At 43.3% G+C, this 18,479-nt stretch carries 18 protein-coding genes; 15 read left to right on the top strand and 3 right to left on the bottom strand.

The features are described 5' to 3' along the window. Positions 1-13 precede the first annotated feature (13 nt). The 5 genes from A3I5_RS0101470 (at position 14) to A3I5_RS0101450 (ending at position 3,375) form a co-directional block, all read left to right on the top strand. On the top strand, positions 14-421 hold the full coding sequence (locus A3I5_RS0101470) for a cupin domain-containing protein (protein WP_018372844.1): 408 nt from the start codon (positions 14-16) through the stop codon (positions 419-421). Positions 422-431: 10 nt separating this feature from the next. Further along, on the top strand, positions 432-758 hold the full coding sequence (locus A3I5_RS0101465) for a carboxymuconolactone decarboxylase family protein (RefSeq protein ID WP_018372843.1): 327 nt from the start codon (positions 432-434) through the stop codon (positions 756-758). Between the two features lie 12 nt (positions 759-770). Beyond that, positions 771-1,328 (top strand): TMEM175 family protein, encoded by a 558-nt coding sequence (locus A3I5_RS0101460; protein WP_026216863.1) that lies wholly within the window; start codon positions 771-773, stop codon positions 1,326-1,328. A 17-nt stretch (positions 1,329-1,345) separates the two neighbouring features. Next, a complete protein-coding gene (locus A3I5_RS0101455) occupies positions 1,346-2,200 on the top strand; it encodes an aldo/keto reductase (protein ID WP_018372841.1) in 855 nt (284 codons plus the stop codon). A 131-nt stretch (positions 2,201-2,331) separates the two neighbouring features. Continuing rightward, the gene (locus A3I5_RS0101450; protein WP_018372840.1) at positions 2,332-3,375 is read left to right on the top strand and encodes a zinc-binding dehydrogenase; all 1,044 of its coding nucleotides are present in this window, start codon (positions 2,332-2,334) and stop codon (positions 3,373-3,375) included. 253 nt (positions 3,376-3,628) lie between these two features. Here A3I5_RS0101450 and A3I5_RS0101445 read toward each other — a convergent pair whose 3' ends face one another. Continuing rightward, complete coding sequence (locus A3I5_RS0101445; protein WP_018372839.1) at positions 3,629-4,456, bottom strand: LysR family transcriptional regulator; 828 nt, start codon at positions 4,454-4,456, stop codon at positions 3,629-3,631. Between the two features lie 177 nt (positions 4,457-4,633). Here A3I5_RS0101445 and A3I5_RS0101440 point away from each other — a divergent pair, with 177 nt between their 5' ends. Beyond that, positions 4,634-5,236 (top strand): nitroreductase family protein, encoded by a 603-nt coding sequence (locus A3I5_RS0101440; protein ID WP_018372838.1) that lies wholly within the window; start codon positions 4,634-4,636, stop codon positions 5,234-5,236. A gap of 9 nt (positions 5,237-5,245) precedes the next feature. Beyond that, the gene (pepV, locus tag A3I5_RS0101435) at positions 5,246-6,658 is read left to right on the top strand and encodes a dipeptidase PepV (RefSeq protein ID WP_018372837.1); all 1,413 of its coding nucleotides are present in this window, start codon (positions 5,246-5,248) and stop codon (positions 6,656-6,658) included. Between the two features lie 151 nt (positions 6,659-6,809). Here the strand turns inward: pepV and A3I5_RS11445 are convergent, their stop codons facing one another. Then, on the bottom strand, positions 6,810-7,205 hold the full coding sequence (locus A3I5_RS11445; RefSeq protein ID WP_018372836.1) for a DUF3021 family protein: 396 nt from the start codon (positions 7,203-7,205) through the stop codon (positions 6,810-6,812). Between the two features lie 153 nt (positions 7,206-7,358). Between A3I5_RS11445 and A3I5_RS0101425 the strand changes: the two genes are divergently transcribed. Then, positions 7,359-7,946 (top strand): uracil-DNA glycosylase family protein, encoded by a 588-nt coding sequence (locus tag A3I5_RS0101425; RefSeq protein WP_018372835.1) that lies wholly within the window; start codon positions 7,359-7,361, stop codon positions 7,944-7,946. Between the two features lie 110 nt (positions 7,947-8,056). Here the strand turns inward: A3I5_RS0101425 and A3I5_RS11440 are convergent, their stop codons facing one another. Then, positions 8,057-8,434 (bottom strand): hypothetical protein, encoded by a 378-nt coding sequence (locus A3I5_RS11440; protein ID WP_018372834.1) that lies wholly within the window; start codon positions 8,432-8,434, stop codon positions 8,057-8,059. 554 nt (positions 8,435-8,988) lie between these two features. Between A3I5_RS11440 and brnQ the strand changes: the two genes are divergently transcribed. From brnQ to carB, 7 genes are all read left to right on the top strand, one after another. Then, positions 8,989-10,338 (top strand): branched-chain amino acid transport system II carrier protein, encoded by a 1,350-nt coding sequence (gene brnQ / locus A3I5_RS0101415; RefSeq protein WP_018372833.1) that lies wholly within the window; start codon positions 8,989-8,991, stop codon positions 10,336-10,338. Positions 10,339-10,600: 262 nt separating this feature from the next. After that, positions 10,601-10,939 (top strand): zinc ribbon domain-containing protein YjdM, encoded by a 339-nt coding sequence (locus tag A3I5_RS0101410; RefSeq protein WP_018372832.1) that lies wholly within the window; start codon positions 10,601-10,603, stop codon positions 10,937-10,939. A gap of 1 nt (position 10,940) precedes the next feature. Continuing rightward, a complete protein-coding gene (locus A3I5_RS0101405; protein ID WP_018372831.1) occupies positions 10,941-11,570 on the top strand; it encodes a Pr6Pr family membrane protein in 630 nt (209 codons plus the stop codon). 246 nt (positions 11,571-11,816) lie between these two features. Further along, positions 11,817-12,338, top strand: coding sequence for a bifunctional pyr operon transcriptional regulator/uracil phosphoribosyltransferase PyrR (gene pyrR / locus A3I5_RS0101400; RefSeq protein WP_018372830.1), 522 nt, complete (start codon positions 11,817-11,819; stop codon positions 12,336-12,338). A gap of 421 nt (positions 12,339-12,759) precedes the next feature. Further along, entirely contained in the window at positions 12,760-13,686 is a 927-nt protein-coding gene (locus A3I5_RS0101395) for an aspartate carbamoyltransferase catalytic subunit (RefSeq protein ID WP_018372829.1), read from the top strand. Positions 13,687-13,708: 22 nt separating this feature from the next. Continuing rightward, positions 13,709-14,797, top strand: coding sequence for a carbamoyl phosphate synthase small subunit (locus tag A3I5_RS0101390; RefSeq protein WP_018372828.1), 1,089 nt, complete (start codon positions 13,709-13,711; stop codon positions 14,795-14,797). Between the two features lie 474 nt (positions 14,798-15,271). Then, positions 15,272-18,448 carry a carbamoyl-phosphate synthase large subunit gene (gene carB / locus A3I5_RS0101385; RefSeq protein ID WP_026216862.1) on the top strand — a complete coding sequence of 1,059 codons (3,177 nt, stop codon included), beginning with the start codon at positions 15,272-15,274 and terminating at the stop codon, positions 18,446-18,448. Positions 18,449-18,479 lie beyond the last annotated feature (31 nt).

Below are 18,479 nucleotides of genomic sequence, written 5' to 3'. Positions count from 1 at the left end.
AAGAAGGTTACACATGGAAGACAAGATGTTTGAACAAGAAGTGAAAAATGATATTTTTGGTTTTGGAAACTTGAACACGACCTACGCTGAGTATTTTTCTGGCGATAGTTTTTTGAAGTCTCTTGTTCAGCCTGAGGGTTCTGTTGATGTGGCAGTAGCTAACGTTAGTTTTGCACCGGGGACAAAAAATAATTGGCATGTTCATACAGATGGATTTCAGATTATCCTTGCTACCAGCGGCAAAGGCTGGGCTCAGATAGATGGGCAACCTAAGCAGACTCTCAATCCCGGTGATGTAGTCGTTTTTCCAGCTGGTGTCAAGCATTGGCATGGCGCGACAGATGATACATGGTTTAGCCATTTGGCCATTACAAAAGGAGCAACAAAGTGGTTAGCTCCTGTTAAAGATACAGAGATTTAAGGAGATTCAAATGTCAAAAAAACAAACAGCAGGACGTGATCGTCTAGGAGAATTAGCACCAACTTTTGCAGCTTTTAATGATGATGTTCTTTTTGGGCAAGTGTGGTCACGAGAAGAAGAATTATCACCAAGAGACCGTAGCTTGATTACTATTTCAGCTTTGATGTCTGCTGGAAACTTTGAGCAATTGCCAGCACATCTCAAACTGGGGCAAGAAAATGGCTTGACCCAAGCAGAAATCGTTGAAGTTATCACTCATTTGGCCTTTTATTGCGGTTGGCCTAAAGCCTGGTCAGCCTTTGGTCTTGTTCAAGAGATTTTTGGCAAGAAGGAGTAGCGTTTCAAAATGATGAACAAAGAACGTTTAACAGCTTTTACAGACGCTGTTCTAGCTATTATCATGACCATACTGGTTCTTGAATTGGAGCGTCCTCAGGTCATTTCTTGGTCTGCTCTATGGGATTTACGGATGAACTTTTTTGCTTACACCATTTCTTTTTTCTGGTTGGGCACTATGTGGGTCAATCTCCATAATACTTGGGACGAGGTAGAGACTATTAACCGTAAGATTGTTTGGATTTCTCTGCTGTTACTCTTTTTCTCATCCTTTTTTCCTTATGTGACGAGTCTGGTTTCCATGACTTTTCACAGCAGTGTGGCGCAGAGCTTTTATGGTATAGTTGTCCTCTTGGTCACTGCAACCAATCTCTGGCTCTATCATGAGGTGGCACAATTGCACGACGGTGCTGTGTCTGCCGATTTAGCAAGAGCTCATAATCGCTGGATTCGCTGGGATATTGTACTCAAACTGGCAGGATTAGTTCTGACTTTGACCATTTGGCCAGAAGCTATGATGTGGGCTGTCTTATTAACGGCTCTCATCCTTGTTTTACCCAACTCGATTTAAAAGATAAGGAGATTTTTATGACAAAAACAATCACATTAAACGATGGCAATATTATTCCTGCTGTCGGATTTGGTGTCTTTCAAATTCCAGCGGACGGATCGACCTATGAAGCCGTCAGTCAAGCTCTTAAGGCTGGTTACCGCCATATTGATACAGCAGCAGCTTATTTCAATGAAGCAGAAGTCGGCAAGGCAGTGCGAGATAGTGGCATAGCTCGTGAAGAGATTTTTGTGACGAGTAAATTATGGTTGCAAGATTATGGCTATGACAATGCCAAGAAAGGTATCCAAAGCTCTTTAGAGAAATTAGGTCTAGATTATATTGATTTATACCTACTTCATCAGCCCTATGGTGATGTCGTCGGAGCTTGGCAGGCTTTAGAAGAAGCTAAGGAAGCTGGGCTTTTAAAATCCATCGGTGTGAGCAATATGACACCAAAACTTTACCAAGCATTCGTTTCACAATTCAAATCTAAACCTGCTGTCAATCAGGTCGAATGCAATCCGTATTTCCAACAAAAGGAACTGCGTCAGGTCATGTCAGCTGATGGTGTGAAAATCGAGTGCTGGGCACCGCTTGGACAAGGCAATTCAGACTTGCTTTCTGAACCAGTCATTGTCCAGCTTGCTGAAAAATATGGTAAAAATCCTGGACAGATTATTCTTGCCTTTGAAGTAGCAGAAGGCTTTATTACCTTACCCAAATCCGTTACCCCAAGTCGTATCGTCAGCAACTTAGATATCTTCGATATTGCCTTTACGCCAGAGGAGTTAGACCAGCTCCGCGCGCTTGATAAGGGTATCGGCAATCACAATCCAGAAGCCCCAGGCATTGGTGAGCATCTGCTAGCTAACTATAAGATTCATGACTGATTGACGGTTATTTTCTGTTATCATGACTAAAAACGATGGTAAAAATCAACTAAGAAATATTGGCTTTTAATCATATTTTCTTGTAAAATAAGGAAAGTACAAAGATTAAGCAAAGTGAATGGAGGAACTTTATGAAAACAGCTATTTTTGAAAAAGCAGGTCTCATGACTGTGGAAGATGTTGAAAAACCAAAATTGCAAGACGCTGATGATGTCATCATTAAGATTGTTCGTTCCTGTGTTTGCGGGTCTGATCTCTGGTCTTATTCGCATGGTGATGACAAGGAGGCGCATTCTGGAAATAGTGGTCACGAGGCACTCGGCATTATTGAAGAGGTCGGATCTGCTATCACCACCTTTAAACCAGGCGATTTTGTCATTGTGCCTTTTACTCATGGCTGTGGTCATTGCGATGCCTGTCGAGCTGGTTTTGACGGGACTTGCGATAATCATCCGGGAATGAGTAACTGGTCGCATGGCTTCCAAGCTCAGTATATCCGTTTTCACCATGCTAACTGGGCTCTTGTTAAGGTGCCGGGTCAGCCATCTGACTACTCCGAAGGCATGCTCAAGTCTCTTTTGACACTAGCTGATGTCATGCCGACAGGTTATCATGCAGCACGTGTAGCTGATGTCAAACCTGGTGATAAGGTCGTTGTTATCGGTGATGGTGCTGTTGGACAATGCGCGGTTATCGCTGCTAAAATGCGTGGCGCTTCACAGATTGTGCTCATGAGTCGACACAAAGATCGTCAGGATATGGCCTTAGAATCTGGCGCAACAGCAGTTGTTGCTGAGCGTGGTGAGGAGGGCATTGCCAAAGTTCGCGAAATCCTTGGCGGTGGTGCAGATGCAGCCCTAGAATGTGTTGGAACTGAAGCCGCTATGGATCAAGCCTTAGGTGTTCTCCACAATGGCGGACGGGTTGGCTTTGTCGGTGTTCCTCACTACAACAACCGCCCTCTGGGATCTACTTTTGCTCAAAATATCATCGTCGGTGGTGGCTCAGCATCAGTGACAACCTACAACAAGCAAATTTTACTTAAAGCGGTTCTTGACGGGGATATTAATCCTGGTAAAGTCTTTACCCAAACCTACCATCTGGACGATGTCAATCAAGCCTATCAAGATATGGCTGATCGCAAGACCATTAAGGCTATGCTTTTGGTGGATTAATACTTCTAGAAATCAAAAGTTACGTTGTTAACTTGTCCTGAAGCCCTGCGATGGTTTTGCTAGTCGCTGTTAAGCAGTCTTTTAGGAAATGGAAAACAACTTAAATCAATCAGAAAACGATGAGAAAAGCTAGCTCATCGTTTTTTTGCTTTTATAACATTGATTGAATCAAGAGCGATCCAACTTTATTTCAGAAAGGTATGCTAGATGATGCCTGTATTTAGAGATAAGTTTGTCCTAATCTTGTTTCAATCTACTCTAAAATTAGTTCTAGTAATCTCTGATTCTCTTTCAAGACATTAAGATAAAAAGTCACAGTTGCTTGAGAATCCGTAATCGGAATATGAATGCGATTTTCAGGTAATTTTCCGTAGAGCTGAGTGATATTGGTCGTAAAATGTGGGAGGTTAGAAGCCTGAACTAGGCTGTCAAATGTTTCACTATCAGACTGACGGATAAAAGTGGTCTGTCTGAGGGAGTCAACTAAACGGTCCCAAATGCCCAAATCCGCTCTCAAAAGCATAGTCAAATGATTGAGTTCGCGCAGAGCAATACTTTTTCTGTCAGCCAATGGATGATTCGTTGGAATGGAGAGATGGAGCTGCTCTTTGAAAAAAATCTGACTGATGACATCACTTTTTTCGATAACTTGGTCTGTCACGATAATCTGATAGGTCTTATCCAGCAAGCCTTTCACCAAGCTGTCTTGTTCACGAATCTCTGTCTCAAATTCTTGAGGCAATTTTTTCTGCTCCCAAATATCTCTCAATTCATAGATGGGACCTGGTGCGCAGACTCCGATATACAGCTTGGTTCGATGATTTTCAAAATTTTGGAGCTGTGCTTGATAGGCTTGAATGTGTTCAAGAAGCATTTGTCCTTGCTTGACAGCCAACTGCCCTGTCTCAGTCAGGCTCAACTTGTTCTTTTTGCGGTGAAAGAGAGTGACGCCCAAATCCGCTTCTAAGCGCTGCATGTTGCGGGTCAGTGCGGGTTGGGAAAGTAATAATTTTTCAGCAGTGCGTGAGAGTGTTCCGTATTCTGCAAAGGCGATGAGCTGTCGGAGGTGTTCTAAATCCATGGTTAGAAGTCCTTTCAGTATTCACTATTAGTATAGCATAGTCTTGGCCAAACAAGCTGAAAGCTCTGCCATTTTTTAAAAAAAGAACCGCTAAAAATCCAAGACCTGTCTTAGAATCTGAAATAATCCTCAAAAAATGATAAAATGGGTCTAAATAATTCTTAAGAAGGAAGGCCTATGAAATTTTTAGAGCTTAACAAGAAGCGTCATGCTTATAAAATCTTTAATGACAAGCCGGTGGATGTTAAGGATGTTCGAACGGCGATTGAGGTTGCGACCTTAGCACCGAGTGCCAACAACATTCAGTCCTGGAAATTTGTCATTGTCAAAGAGCGCAAGGATCAGCTTGTTCCCTTGGCTTTTGGTGGGAATGCGGGTCAAGTGGCTAATGCCCAGCTGGTGGTTGCGCTTTTTTCAGACACAGCCTTGGAAAGGCGCTCGCGCAAGATTGCCCGTATTGGCGTCAAGGACTTGTCCGAGGAATTTTTAGAATACTTCATCAAGGTTTTGCCAACGCGTTTTTCGGCCTTTGATGAGAAGACTAAGGGAGAGTACTTGGCTATCAATGCAGGTTTTGTGGCTATGAACTTTGTGCTGGCTTTAACTGACCAGAAAATCGCTAGTAACATCTTGCTAGGATTTGACAAGTCTAAGCTGAATGAGGTTTTGGACATTGATACGCGTTTTCGTCCAGAACTCTTGTTCACGATTGGCTATAGTGATGACCAGCCAGAACCAAGCTATCGTTTGCCAGTAGATGAGATTATTGAGATAAGGTAAGGAGAAAAGATGACAATTGATTTTAAAGCAGAAGTAGAGAAACGTCGTGAAGCCATGATGGCGGATTTGTTCACGCTTTTGAAGATTAATTCAGAGCGTGATGACAACAAAGCTGATGCCCAGCATCCCTTTGGGCCTGGTCCTGTTAAAGCTTTGGAGAAATTCCTAGAAATCGCGGAGCGCGATGGTTACGAGACGAAAAATGTAGACAACTATGCTGGTCATTTCACCTTTGGTGAGGGTGAGGAAGAGCTAGGCATTTTTGCTCACTTGGATGTGGTGCCAGCTGGATCTGGCTGGGATACGGATCCTTACAGCCCTGTTATCAAGGACGGTAAGCTCTATGCGCGCGGCTCATCTGATGACAAGGGGCCAACCGTTGCCTGTTACTATGGTCTCAAGATTATCAAGGATTTAGGTTTGCCAGTGTCGAAAAAGGTCCGTTTCGTTGTCGGTACGGATGAAGAATCAGGCTGGGCAGATATGGATTATTACTTTGAGCATGTTGGTCTGCCTGAGCCAGATTTTGGTTTCTCACCAGATGCAGAATTTCCGATTATCAATGGAGAGAAGGGAAATATTACGGCCTATCTCCATTTTGCAGGACAAAATGAAGGCGATGTCGTTTTGCATAGCTTTAAAGGGGGCTTGCGCGAAAACATGGTACCTGAATCAGCGACAGCTGTGATTTCAGGTGCTGTGACTAGTGATGACTTACAAGGCAAGCTGGACGCTTTTGTGGCAGAACAGCCGGTGACTTCTGCTCAGGTAGAGCGTTTGACAAATGGTCAGCTTCAAGTGACCATTGTTGGTAAATCTGCTCACGGTGCTCACCCTGAAGCAGGGATCAATGGCGCAACTTACCTAGCAGCATTTCTTTCCGATTTTGCTTTTGCAGGTCCAGCAGCAGACTACCTGAAACTGGCTGGTCAGCTTCTTTTGGAAGACCATTATGCTGAGAAAATAGGTGTGGCCTATACAGACGAGCGTATGGGGCAATTGACCATGAACGCAGGCGTCTTTAAGTACGATGTGACTGCTGATGACAACACCATTGCCCTCAACTTCCGTTACCCGCAAGGAACAAGTCCTGAAATCATTCAGGCTCAGCTAGAGAAGCTTGATGGTGTCGCTAGCGTAACCCTATCAAGTACGGGGCATACTCCGCATTATGTGCCGATGGAAGATCCATTGGTGTCAACCCTTCTAGATGTTTATGAACGACACACCGGTCTTAGGGGCTATGAGCAAATCATTGGCGGGGGAACTTTTGGCCGTCTCCTCAAACGCGGCGTTGCTTACGGTGCAATGTTCCCAGGTTACACAGATACCATGCACCAGGCCAATGAATTTGTGGAAGTGGAAGACCTCTACCGAGCAGCTGCGATTTATGCAGAGGCTATTTACGAATTGATTAAGTAAGCTATAAAGAGTGAGTGGTTTTATAAAAAAGGAGAGCAAAAAGAGAGTGGGACAGATAGCTTCGCCCACACCCCAAAAGCATGTAATCTTTGAAGGATACAAATAAAAATCTGTAATTTCGTAGAAATGCGATTTTGTCGTCTCACTCTCTTTATTTTTCAGGGATATTTTTAAGAATATACTTACTAACAAGATAACCTATTGTGCAAAAGATAAGGCCAAAGGCTATAAAAGAAAGAAGTGCCATTAGATATCCCCAAGCGCTTGTTGTGTCATACCAGCCGCTATAAATCAAACTAGGATAAACGGTCAGTAGCATACAAATAGTGTGAACCACAATTTTCTTTTTAACTGACCAAACATCATAGTCATAAATGGCGCTAGCTCCAGCAACTGAACTTGATATGACAGTTACAGCAAGCATTTGGTGATATTGTTTGGTATCACCGCTTTGATAGGTAAAGTAAGTTCCCACTCCCATAATGAGGAGAACGATACCACTACGCAGCAAACCTGCTAAAACAACCTTTTTTCTTAAATCTTTCATTTTAATTCACTCCTTAATGAATTTATCACTAATAGTATAGTTCACAAATTGGGTTTTATCTAGTTACTTTAGTCATTAAAGGTTAAGAGACATTCGTTTTGTTAGATAGGGAAAGCTATCAGTATACCTATCTCAGTATAGGAAAGGTTTCGCATGACACCACAAGAACAAATCAAGCAGGCTATCATGGCAGATCCTGCCAATCGCTTTTTCACAGAAGCAGGAATTGCTCCTCTTTTTGCAGCACCTGAAACGGCGAGGATTGTCATTATCGGGCAAGCGCCGGGCTTGAAAACTCAGGAGGCGGGGCTTTATTTTAAGGATAAATCGGGCGATCGTCTGCGCGATTGGCTGGGTGTTGATGAGGAAACTTTTTATCGATCAGGCTTGTTTGGTGTGCTAGCTATGGATTTTTACTTTCCAGGTTCAGGAAAATCTGGTGACTTGCCACCGCGTCCGGATTTTGCACCCAAATGGCATCCTCAGCTGTTAGCGCTTATGCCAAATGTGGACCTGATTTGCCTTGTTGGGAGCTATGCTCAGCAGTATTACCTGAATCAGAAAAAGACTGTCACCTTAACAGAGACAGTTAAAAACTACCAATCCTACTTGCCTAAGTATTTTCCACTGGTTCACCCGTCTCCTAGAAACCAGCTTTGGATGGCTAAGAATCCTTGGTTTACCGATGAGGTTTTACCTGACCTAAAACAGCGTGTTCGGACCATTTTACAAAGGAAATAAATGCTTGATGCACGGCATTAAAATACTAAAAAGAGTCTGGGACATCATGATGCTCTGTCTCAGACTCTATGTGTTAAAAGGCTTTAATATGAGTTGTGAACAATTAAGAATTAATGCTCTCTTAAATAAGCTTTTACTTCGCCGATGGTGGCAGCAACCTTAGGATCATCAAACGACTGCACTATGTCACGACCAGTCCAATCCTGTCTTTTAGACACTGTATAATTATCGTCAATTGAGGTTAGAAAACCTCCTGATGGATCAGCGATAATTTTTTTATCATCACTAAACGGTTGAAAGTAAGCATTAACTTCTTCTTCGCTAGCGTTTCTCCATTTTTCATACATAATTCGGATAGTTTGATTTTCGGGGAGAGAATCACCTACAGTTGTACTAGTAGAGCTTTGGACTTTTGATTGAAAGAAGATCAAACCTAAAAGAGTGACGCCGATAAGAGAGGCGGCCGATATCAGTAGATTTTTTTTCATGTTAGCCCTCCGTTTTATTTTACATTATTTTGCAGTAGAGTTAAACGGGATTAGAAACAATATTTTATAAGTGTAGAATAAGTGTAAAGCCTCTTAACTTCATATTAATTATAGCATATATTTTTATTTATTTAAATAACTAAAAATGTAAATCTGCAAAAAACACATAAAAAACACGAAAAAGATATATATAAAACACATAAAAAATTAAAAATTTCTTTAAAATTTGGTTTCACACTAATCTTCAATTTCAAGACATGGGAGAAGCTATCATGACTGTCTGTCTCACTCTCGTTTTTAACATTTTTACATCATTCCTCTTGCGCAACGGTCTATCTTAGGGTATAATAGGGCAATAGTAATCGAAAAGAGGAGTCTCTCATGGTAGCATGTTTTAATGTTGCACTTGTGGTCATTATGGATTAAGGACTGGTACTATTTTGTATCTAGTCCTGTTCGTGATGACCACAGAATGGGAGCTACTAACCACCTGTTCTGTATGGAGCGGGTGGTTTTGTTTTACTATACTATAAACATGTCATAAAGGAGATTATATGACCAAAACACTCACTAAAAAAGATTATTTCACCATTGGGTCAATGCTTTTTGGCATCCTGTTTGGGGCAGGAAATCTGATTTTTCCAGTTCATATGGGTCAAGAAGCAGGAGCTAATGTCTGGCAAGCAGTTCTGGGGTTTCTGGTATCTGCTATTGGGTTGCCGTTTTTAGCTATTGTCGGCATGGCTTTTACGCGTAGCAGGAGTGTCTACGAACTCGCTTCTCGTGTTGGTCATCGATTCGGTGTCTTCTTTACCGTCTTGCTATATTTGGTGATCGGTCCTTTCTTTGCAATTCCTCGTCTGGCTAGTACATCCTTCCAGATTGGTCTCGTTCCCTTTGTTGGCGAGGGAAATGCAGTTGCTCTGGCAGTATACTCCGTATTTTTCTTTGCTTTGGCTTGGATAATGTCGCGTAGAGCAACCAAACTCTTAGATTATGTTGGAAAGTACCTTAATCCTGCCTTTTTAGTTGTGCTGGGAATTTTGTTAATCATGGTTGTTGTGAATCCCATGGGAGCTAGTTCGCAAGCTATGGTGCAGGAAGCCTACCAGTCAAATGCCTTTGCGACGGGTATTTTAGAAGGCTATAATACGCTTGATGTGTTAGCGGCTCTTGCTTTTGCTATCTTGGTTATTTCTGCTCTTAAGAACCTTGGCGTGAAAGAGCCGAGCCAAATTGCGACTGACATGGTGAAGTCAGGTGTTATCAGCATGGTCTTGATGGGCTTGATTTATGGTCTTCTTGCCTATGCTGGTGCGACAAGCCTTGGTCAATTTGCGCTTTCTGAGAATGGTGGCATTGCCCTAGCGCAAATTGCGGGACATTATCTTGGAACAGCAGGCTCTATTCTTTTAGCCTTGATTGTTTTTCTTGGTTGCTTGAAGACCGCTGTTGGGCTCTTGACAGCTTTTTCTGAGACTTTTGCGGAGATGTTCCCGTCAGTATCTTATAGTACTTTCCTTGCTCTGACGACGATTTTTCCGATGATTTTTGCCAATGTCGGTTTGACGAACATCATTGCCTACTCGATTCCAGTGCTGATGTTTATTTACCCTCTGGCCATCGCCTTAGTGCTTTTAGCGCTTTTGGAAAAATGGGTCAAAGGCAACGCAGCGGTTTATCGCTGGACGGTTTATCTGACCTTGTTACCAGCTATTGTAGACGGTTTGGCGAGTTCGCCTTGGAGTACCAATCCAGTAGTGTCGTCCATCGTTTCTTTAGCGCACAGCATCTTGCCATTCTCAGCGATTGGTATGGGATGGATCGTGCCTACCCTTGTGGGGCTTGTGATTGGCTTTTTGTGGCCGGTCAGTGTAGCCCCCTTACCAAATAAGAAGTCTTAAAAATACCACTAACATTTCTGTCTTTAATGTGATGGAGACATGACGATATCAGCAGTTCAATTGTTTAGAAATATGCAGATAACCAGTAGCCCATCAAAGCAACAAAAATCTAAGCAACTTGCTTGCGAACATATAGCCTTAGTCCTGCTGTCCTATGATAGCAGGATTTTTACTCAAGCATTCCTGAAAATTTCAGAAACCTTGTTTTGATGGTCTATTTTTGCTATAATATAGCCTAGAAAATGAAAGTGAGAATACAAAAATGGAAACTTTACCAAACTGCCCGCAATGCCAGTCGCCTTATACTTATGAAGATGGCCTGATGCTTGTCTGCCCAGAGTGTGCCCACGAGTGGAATCCAGCTGATAAAGCTGAAGTGGAAGCAGGTCTAGTTGTGAAAGACAGTAACGGTGCGCTATTGCAGGACGGTGACACTGTTACAGTTATTAAGGATCTTAAAGTTAAGGGAGCACCTAAAGACATCAAACAAGGCACTCGTGTCAAAAATATTCGTCTAGTTGAAGGCGATCACAATATTGACTGTAAAATTGACGGCTTTGGCGCTATGAAGCTCAAGTCAGAGTTTGTTAAAAAGGTGTAAAATGAAGGATCAAAACATTCTTTACTATCGTCTGCAACTTGTATTGCTGTCTTTGATTGGTATAGTCTTAGAAGTGGTCAAGTACGGTGGCTACATGTTCATGTACTATACTATTTTGTCAAACGCGATGGTCTTTTTGTTTATGACTTATCAAGTACGCCTCATGATGACGCAACCTAAGTCAGTTTGGTCTGCACCAAAAGTGTTGCGACTTAAGGCCGCTGTGACCATGGCTATCATGATTACCATGGTGGTTTATCATTTTATGTTGGCTCCGATTGCAGATGATTTTTGGCGGGTAGAGAACATTATTTGTCATTATTTAGTACCAGCCTTGATGTTTCTGGACACCTTGATTTTTGATCAACAGGGACAGTATAAAATTTTCGATCCGATCCTTTGGGCGCTGACACCGTTAGTTTACTGCATTTTTGCCCTCTTTAATGGCTTGGTAACGAAGATTCCTATTCCAGATGCTAAAGATAGTCCCTTTCCTTACTTTTTCATTAATGTAACGAAATATGGCTGGGGCTATGTGCTACGTTGGGTAGTTGTTATCTGTGTGGCCTACATTATCGGAGGCTATCTTTTATACGGCCTTAAGAGTATTCGCCGAAAAGTAAGACCTTAAAATATCATAACAGTCAAACCGATTTGTCAAAAAACGATCGGTTTTTGACTATCTGCTAGATTTTTTTCTTGTAATTATAAAGAAGTCTGGTATAATGGAGTTCATAAAATTCCTTTAAGGCTGTCCAGAGAGGCAGTTAAGGAGACGGATAAACTTAGGGATGGCTGTTGTGTCATGCCTGAATTTTGAGCATCTCCTTGAAGGGGATGCTCTTTCTTTTGAGCAAAAAGGATAAAGGAGATTGTCGTGAAAACAAAAGAAATCGTGGATGGTATGACTATGAAACGTGCCATCACTCGGATCACTTATGAAATTATCGAGCGCAATAAGAGCTTGGATAATATCGTTCTAGCTGGGATTCAGACGCGGGGCTTACCACTCGCCAAACGGATTCAGGAGCGTCTTTTGCAATTAGAAGGTGTTGAAGTACCTGTTGGCTCTCTTGATACCAAGCCGTTTCGAGATGACATCAAGGTTGAAGAAGACAAGACAGAGATGACAGCTGATGTCACAGATCGAGACGTCATCTTGGTAGATGATGTGCTCTATACTGGGCGAACAATCCGCGCAGCTATCGATAACTTGGTCAGCCTAGGACGGCCTGCTCGCGTTAGTCTAGCGGTACTCGTTGACCGTGGGCACCGCGAACTGCCAATCCGTGCGGACTATGTCGGAAAAAATATTCCGACCAGCCGTGTGGAGGAGATTGTTGTCAAAGTTGAAGAAGTTGATGGTGAAGATGCTGTTTACTTGCTAACGGTGGATTAGTAGTCGTTATTGGCAAAGATACATTTTAAAAGTTTCGTCTTGCCACTTTTCAGGCTGTTAGCAGAGAGTGAACTCGCTATTTTGCTCAGTGAAAACAGCTTAACGTAGCAGCTTGGAGAAGTGGTAATGATACTAAAATCATATCAATCCTGCAATTTGCAATCTTAAAACCCTAGTCGAAAGTGTACGTTTTTTACAGTCGTTGTTAGCCTTTGATGGGGAACCTCTACCTCATCAAAAACTGTTTGGATAATCAAAAAATATTGCCTTTCTCAAGTATCTTGCTTGTGAACACAAATTCTTACCTTAAACTTGGTCGGATAGCGTCTGCATGCTGGGATTTCTAGCTCATCATGAAAAAATTATGGTAGTTTTCCGAACAAGTCTATTAACTCACTCACATAAACGAAAAGGAGTTCTCATGTCAATTTTAAATGGTCAAGTTTCCCTACAAAATCTGGTTAGTATGGAATGGCTAACAAATGAAGAAGTGCTGGGATTGATTACCAGAGGTTCGGATTTTAAGAATAATCGCGCAACGTTTACACCGCAACGTCAATATTTTGCGGCAAACCTTTTCTTTGAATCTTCAACACGGACACATAAATCCTTTGAAGTAGCTGAGATGAAGTTAGGGCTTGATTTGGTAGATTTTGATGCCAAGACCAGCTCAGTGAATAAGGGAGAGACGCTTTATGATACAGTGTTAACCATGTCAGCGCTGGGGACAGATGTCTGTGTGATTCGCCACCCTGATGTGGATTACTATAAGGAATTGGTTGAGAGCGATAGTATCCGCTGTGCCATTGTTAATGGTGGTGACGGATCTGGTCAACATCCGAGCCAGTCGCTTCTTGATTTGATGACGATTTATGAAGAGTTTGGTTATTTTGAAGGGCTGAAAATAGCCATTTGTGGCGACTTGACCCACTCTCGTGTTGCCAAATCAAATATGGAAATCCTGAAACGTTTGGGGGCAACCCTTTATTTTACAGGTCCAGCTGAATGGTACTCCTCAGAGTTTGATGTTTATGGTCGTCATGTAGCAATTGATGACGTCATCACAGAACTTGATGTGGTCATGCTTTTGCGTGTGCAACACGAGCGTCACGATGGAGAAACGAGTTTTTCTAAAGAAGCCTATAATAGTCAATTCGGTTTGACACAGGCGCGTTATGATTTATTGAAAGATAATGCCATTGTCATGCACCCTGCACCGGTCAATCGGGATGTAGAGATTGACGATCACTTGGTTGAAGCACCAAAATCACGGATTGTTGCGCAGATGACAAATGGTGTGTTTGTGCGGATGGCTATCATTGAAGCTGTGCTACAAGGTCGGGCTTAGTTTAGCGATAAAGGGAGCGATAATGGCAAGAAGACGTTTAATCTTAGAAGATGGTACGGTGTTTGAAGGGGAAGCTTTCGGTGCGAACTGTGATGCAACCGGTGAATTGGTCTTTAGTACGGGGATGACGGGCTATCAAGAATCGATTACAGACCAGTCTTACAATGGGCAGATTTTAACCTTTACTTATCCGATGATTGGAAATTACGGTATCAACCGTGATGATTATGAGTCGATTCAGCCGACCTGCCGTGGAGTTGTTGTGTATGAATGGGCGCGTAAAGGCAGTAATTGGCGTCATCAGATGACCTTAGATCAGTTTTTAAAGGCCAAAAACATTCCGGGAATTGCTGGGATTGACACCCGTGCCTTAACTCGAATTATCCGAAAACACGGGACGATGAAGGCGACCTTGTCAAATATTGGAGATAATTTGGAACATCAATTGGATCAATTGCGAGCGACAGTTTTGCCGACCGATAATATCGCTCAGGTTTCAACAAAGACAGCCTATCCTGCACCAGGTGTCGGGCGCAATGTGGTTCTTGTTGATTTCGGCTTGAAGCATTCTATTTTGCGGGAATTGGCCAAGCGTGAGTGCAATGTAACGGTTGTGCCGCATGACACAACTGCGGAAACGATTTTGGCTCTTGATCCAGATGGTGTCATGTTGTCAAATGGTCCTGGCAATCCAGACGATGTGCCATGGGCGCTTGACATGATTCGAGGCATTCAAGGTAAAATTCCACTATTTGGAATCTGTATGGGCCATCAGCTTTTTAGCAAGGCCAATGGGGCTTCAACTTACAAAATGACCTTCGGTCACCGTGGCTTTAACCATGCGGTTCGCGAGATCGCAACAGGACGTGTTGATTTTACCAGTCAAAACCATGGGTTTGCGGTGTCACGTGAACACTTGCCAGACAGTCTTATCATCACTCATGAAGAGATTAACGACAGGTCTGTCGAAGGTGTTCGTCACCGCGATTTTCCAGCTTTTTCGGTCCAATTTCATCCGGATGCTGCACCTGGTCCACATGACGCTAGCTATCTCTTTGATGATTTTATGGAGCTGATGGATCATTTTAAGGGAGCAGAGCAGAAAGCGTAATCTCAAAGAAGTTAACTTTGTAACGTTCGCCCTGTTGGGCCGACTGTACCTATAATGTTATAGCTATTAAAAGGATTCTGGATTGTGCAAGGAGAGTAAGACCTAGTAAACCTTGCTTTCTTATGCTCAATCTCTTGAGACCAGTTTAGCTATGAATTTTTGCTACTGTTTAAAAAAAGTCAATTCCCGTCCCAACGCCTGATAAAGCGAGTTTAAAGCTATCCTGTGAGGTAGCAAATGAAGAAAGGAAAACAAAGGTTTCAGTCTTGTGTTCTAAAATGAACGGACTGCGGCATGTGGCAAAAAACTGATGTAAACGTTTTTGTCACCATTTTCATCACCTAGAGGTTGATTATGAGTTCTGCTTGTTTAGGCAATTGTGAACTATCACAACCGCGCGGGGTGAAGTGACAAAGTTGGTTTAGTTTATGTTTTAGTCTGCCTATGTCCGCTGAATATCTTTATATCTCAATTATGCCAAAACGTACTGATATTAAAAAAATTATGGTAATTGGCTCAGGGCCAATTGTGATTGGTCAAGCAGCCGAATTTGACTACGCTGGGACTCAGGCCTGCTTAGCTCTTAAAGAAGAAGGCTATCAGGTTGTTCTGGTCAATTCAAACCCTGCCACTATCATGACTGATAAGGAGATTGCTGATAGGGTCTACATCGAGCCAATTACTCTGGAATTTGTAAGCCGTATCCTGCGTAAAGAGCGTCCTGATGCACTCTTACCAACTCTCGGTGGTCAAACTGGTCTTAATATGGCGATGCTTTTGTCAAAAGCAGGTGTCCTAGATGAACTTGGTGTGGAACTTTTGGGGACAAAGCTTTCTGCCATTGATCAGGCCGAGGATCGTGACCTTTTCAAGCAACTCATGGAAGAGCTGGATCAGCCGATTCCAGAGTCTGAGATTGTCAACACCGTTGAAGAAGCAGTTGATTTTGCAGCTCGTATTGGCTACCCTGTCATTGTCCGTCCTGCCTTTACCCTTGGTGGTACTGGTGGCGGTATGTGCGCCAATGAAGAAGACTTGCGTGAGATTGCGGAAAACGGTTTGAAATTATCTCCAGTAACCCAGTGCTTGATTGAGCGCTCTATCGCTGGCTTTAAGGAAATTGAGTACGAGGTCATGCGCGATTCTGCTGATAATGCTCTTGTTGTCTGCAATATGGAAAACTTTGACCCTGTTGGCATTCACACAGGTGATTCGATCGTCTTTGCGCCGACCCAAACCTTGTCTGATATTGAAAATCAACTGTTGCGCGATGCTAGTCTCAAGATTATTCGTGCTCTGAAGATTGAGGGTGGTTGTAATGTTCAGTTGGCCCTTGATCCGCACAGCTTCAAATACTATGTCATCGAGGTTAATCCCCGCGTGTCACGCTCCTCTGCCTTAGCTTCTAAAGCAACTGGTTACCCCATTGCTAAGTTGGCTGCTAAGATTGCAGTTGGCTTGACTCTGGATGAGATGATTAATCCCGTGACAGGCTCGACCTATGCCATGTTTGAGCCTGCCTTAGACTATGTTGTGGCCAAGATTCCTCGTTTCCCATTTGACAAGTTTGAACATGGGGAACGCCGTCTCGGAACTCAGATGAAAGCGACTGGCGAAGTGATGGCCATCGGTCGTAACATTGAGGAAAGTCTCCTCAAGGCCTGTCGTTCTCTTGAAATCGGTGTTTCTCACAATGAAATGCCTGAGTTGGCGTCTGTTTCAGATGAGCTTTTGGTTGAAAAACTGCTCAAGGCTCAGGATGACCGTCTTTTTTACCTATCAGAGGCTATACGCCGTGGCTACGCGGTTGAGGAGCTGGCAGAGCTGACCAAAATAGATGCTTTCTTCTTAGACAAGTTGTTCCATATTTTTGAAATCGAACAAGCTCTCAGCCGAGCGCCGCAAGACTTGACTGTTCTGAAATTAGCCAAGCAAAACGGTTTTGCCGATCGTAAAATTGCTGATCTTTGGAATAGCAGTCCAGCTGAAGTTCGTCAATTGCGTCTAGAGAATCACATTTTGCCAGTCTACAAAATGGTTGACACCTGTGCAGCCGAGTTTGCCTCTGAGACGCCTTATTTCTACTCAACCTACGCTTTTGAAAATGAATCCATTCGCTCTGAAAAACCATCTGTTCTCGTATTGGGATCAGGTCCGATTCGGATTGGGCAAGGAGTGGAGTTTGACTATGCGACTGTTCATTCTGTTAAGGCTATTCAAGCAGCAGGTTATGAAGCCATTATCATGAATTCAAATCCAGAGACGGTATCAACAGACTTCTCAATTTCTGATAAACTTTACTTCGAGCCATTAACATTTGAAGATGTCATGAATGTCATTGACCTCGAACAGCCTCTTGGGGTTGTGCTGCAGTTTGGTGGGCAAACGGCGATTAATCTGGCTGGACCGTTGGCAGAAGCAGGTGTCAAGATCCTCGGTACTCAGGTAAGGGACTTGGATCGTGCAGAAGATCGTGATTTGTTTGAAAAAGCCTTGAAAGATTTGAGCATTCCACAGCCACCAGGACAAACTGCAACTAATGAGGAAGAAGCGGTTGAAGCAGCCCGCAAGATTGGTTTTCCTGTCCTCGTGCGGCCGTCCTATGTGCTCGGCGGCCGAGCTATGGAAATCGTTGAGAACGAAGCAGATCTTCGGACTTATATGCGGACAGCGGTCAAGGCCAGTCCTGACCATCCAGTCCTCGTTGATTCTTATATCGTTGGGCAGGAATGTGAGGTGGATGCCATCTCAGATGGGACCCATGTCCTTATTCCTGGCATTATGGAACACATCGAGCGAGCAGGGGTTCACTCAGGAGACTCCATGGCAGTTTACCCACCGCAAACACTATCTAAGCAGGTTCAAGATACCATTGTAGACTATACTAAACGTTTAGCTGTCGGTCTTAATTGTGTTGGCATGATGAACATTCAGTTTGTCATCAAAGACGAGCAAGTCTTTGTCATTGAAGTCAATCCACGTGCTAGTCGCACGGTACCATTTTTGTCCAAGGTGACGGGGATTCCGATGGCTCAAGTAGCTACTCAGTTGATTTTAGGGAAAACCTTAGCTGCTCTTGGTTATTCAGATGGTCTTTACCCAGAGAGCCAACAGGTGCATGTCAAAGCACCAGTCTTCTCTTTCACTAAATTGGCCAAGGTCGATAGTCTCTTAGGACCTGAGATGAAATCGACCGGTGAGGTTATGGGTTCTGATGCTACGCTTGAAAAAGCCCTTTACAAGGCCTTTGAAGCGAGCTATCTGCACCTGCCAACCTTCGGCAACGTCATTTTTACCATTGCAGATGACAGTAAAAATGAGATTGTCGAGATGGCGCGCCGTTTCCAAAATATCGGCTACGGTATCTTAGCAACCGCAGGAACAGCTCAATTCTTGACAAGTCAAGGCGTTCTCGCTCGAAGCGTCGCTAAAATTGGCGAAAATGATGAAGATATTCTCAGTCTTATTCGTCAGGGCAAGGTTCAAGCCATCATCAACACGGTTGGTACCAAGCGTACTGCAGGTCAACACGGTGCGATGATTCGCCAAGCAGCTGTCGAAAGCGGTGTTCCTCTCTTCACCGCCCTGGATACAGCTAACGCTATGCTTAAAGTTTTGGAAAGCAGAAGCTTCCTGACACAACCGATTTAATTAAGAAAATGACTCCTCAGTTCAGAGACCA

The organism is Streptococcus merionis DSM 19192 (assembly GCF_000380085.1).
In the GTDB taxonomy this organism is placed as follows: domain Bacteria; phylum Bacillota; class Bacilli; order Lactobacillales; family Streptococcaceae; genus Streptococcus; species Streptococcus merionis.
This window is presented reverse-complemented; position numbering and strand designations above follow the sequence as displayed.

What these genes read in the sequence shown, in the direction of transcription:
- A3I5_RS0101470 (WP_018372844.1), top strand. Translation starts at nt 14, where the DNA reads ATGGAAGACAAGATGTTTGAACAAGAAGTGAAAAATGATATTTTTGGT.
- A3I5_RS0101465 (WP_018372843.1), top strand. Translation starts at nt 432, where the DNA reads ATGTCAAAAAAACAAACAGCAGGACGTGATCGTCTAGGAGAATTAGCA.
- A3I5_RS0101460 (WP_026216863.1), top strand. Translation starts at nt 771, where the DNA reads ATGAACAAAGAACGTTTAACAGCTTTTACAGACGCTGTTCTAGCTATT.
- A3I5_RS0101455 (WP_018372841.1), top strand. Translation starts at nt 1,346, where the DNA reads ATGACAAAAACAATCACATTAAACGATGGCAATATTATTCCTGCTGTC.
- A3I5_RS0101450 (WP_018372840.1), top strand. Translation starts at nt 2,332, where the DNA reads ATGAAAACAGCTATTTTTGAAAAAGCAGGTCTCATGACTGTGGAAGAT.
- A3I5_RS0101445 (WP_018372839.1), bottom strand. Translation starts at nt 4,456, where the DNA reads ATGGATTTAGAACACCTCCGACAGCTCATCGCCTTTGCAGAATACGGA.
- A3I5_RS0101440 (WP_018372838.1), top strand. Translation starts at nt 4,634, where the DNA reads ATGAAATTTTTAGAGCTTAACAAGAAGCGTCATGCTTATAAAATCTTT.
- pepV (WP_018372837.1), top strand. Translation starts at nt 5,246, where the DNA reads ATGACAATTGATTTTAAAGCAGAAGTAGAGAAACGTCGTGAAGCCATG.
- A3I5_RS11445 (WP_018372836.1), bottom strand. Translation starts at nt 7,205, where the DNA reads ATGAAAGATTTAAGAAAAAAGGTTGTTTTAGCAGGTTTGCTGCGTAGT.
- A3I5_RS0101425 (WP_018372835.1), top strand. Translation starts at nt 7,359, where the DNA reads ATGACACCACAAGAACAAATCAAGCAGGCTATCATGGCAGATCCTGCC.
- A3I5_RS11440 (WP_018372834.1), bottom strand. Translation starts at nt 8,434, where the DNA reads ATGAAAAAAAATCTACTGATATCGGCCGCCTCTCTTATCGGCGTCACT.
- brnQ (WP_018372833.1), top strand. Translation starts at nt 8,989, where the DNA reads ATGACCAAAACACTCACTAAAAAAGATTATTTCACCATTGGGTCAATG.
- A3I5_RS0101410 (WP_018372832.1), top strand. Translation starts at nt 10,601, where the DNA reads ATGGAAACTTTACCAAACTGCCCGCAATGCCAGTCGCCTTATACTTAT.
- A3I5_RS0101405 (WP_018372831.1), top strand. Translation starts at nt 10,941, where the DNA reads ATGAAGGATCAAAACATTCTTTACTATCGTCTGCAACTTGTATTGCTG.
- A3I5_RS0101395 (WP_018372829.1), top strand. Translation starts at nt 12,760, where the DNA reads ATGTCAATTTTAAATGGTCAAGTTTCCCTACAAAATCTGGTTAGTATG.
- A3I5_RS0101390 (WP_018372828.1), top strand. Translation starts at nt 13,709, where the DNA reads ATGGCAAGAAGACGTTTAATCTTAGAAGATGGTACGGTGTTTGAAGGG.
- carB (WP_026216862.1), top strand. Translation starts at nt 15,272, where the DNA reads ATGCCAAAACGTACTGATATTAAAAAAATTATGGTAATTGGCTCAGGG.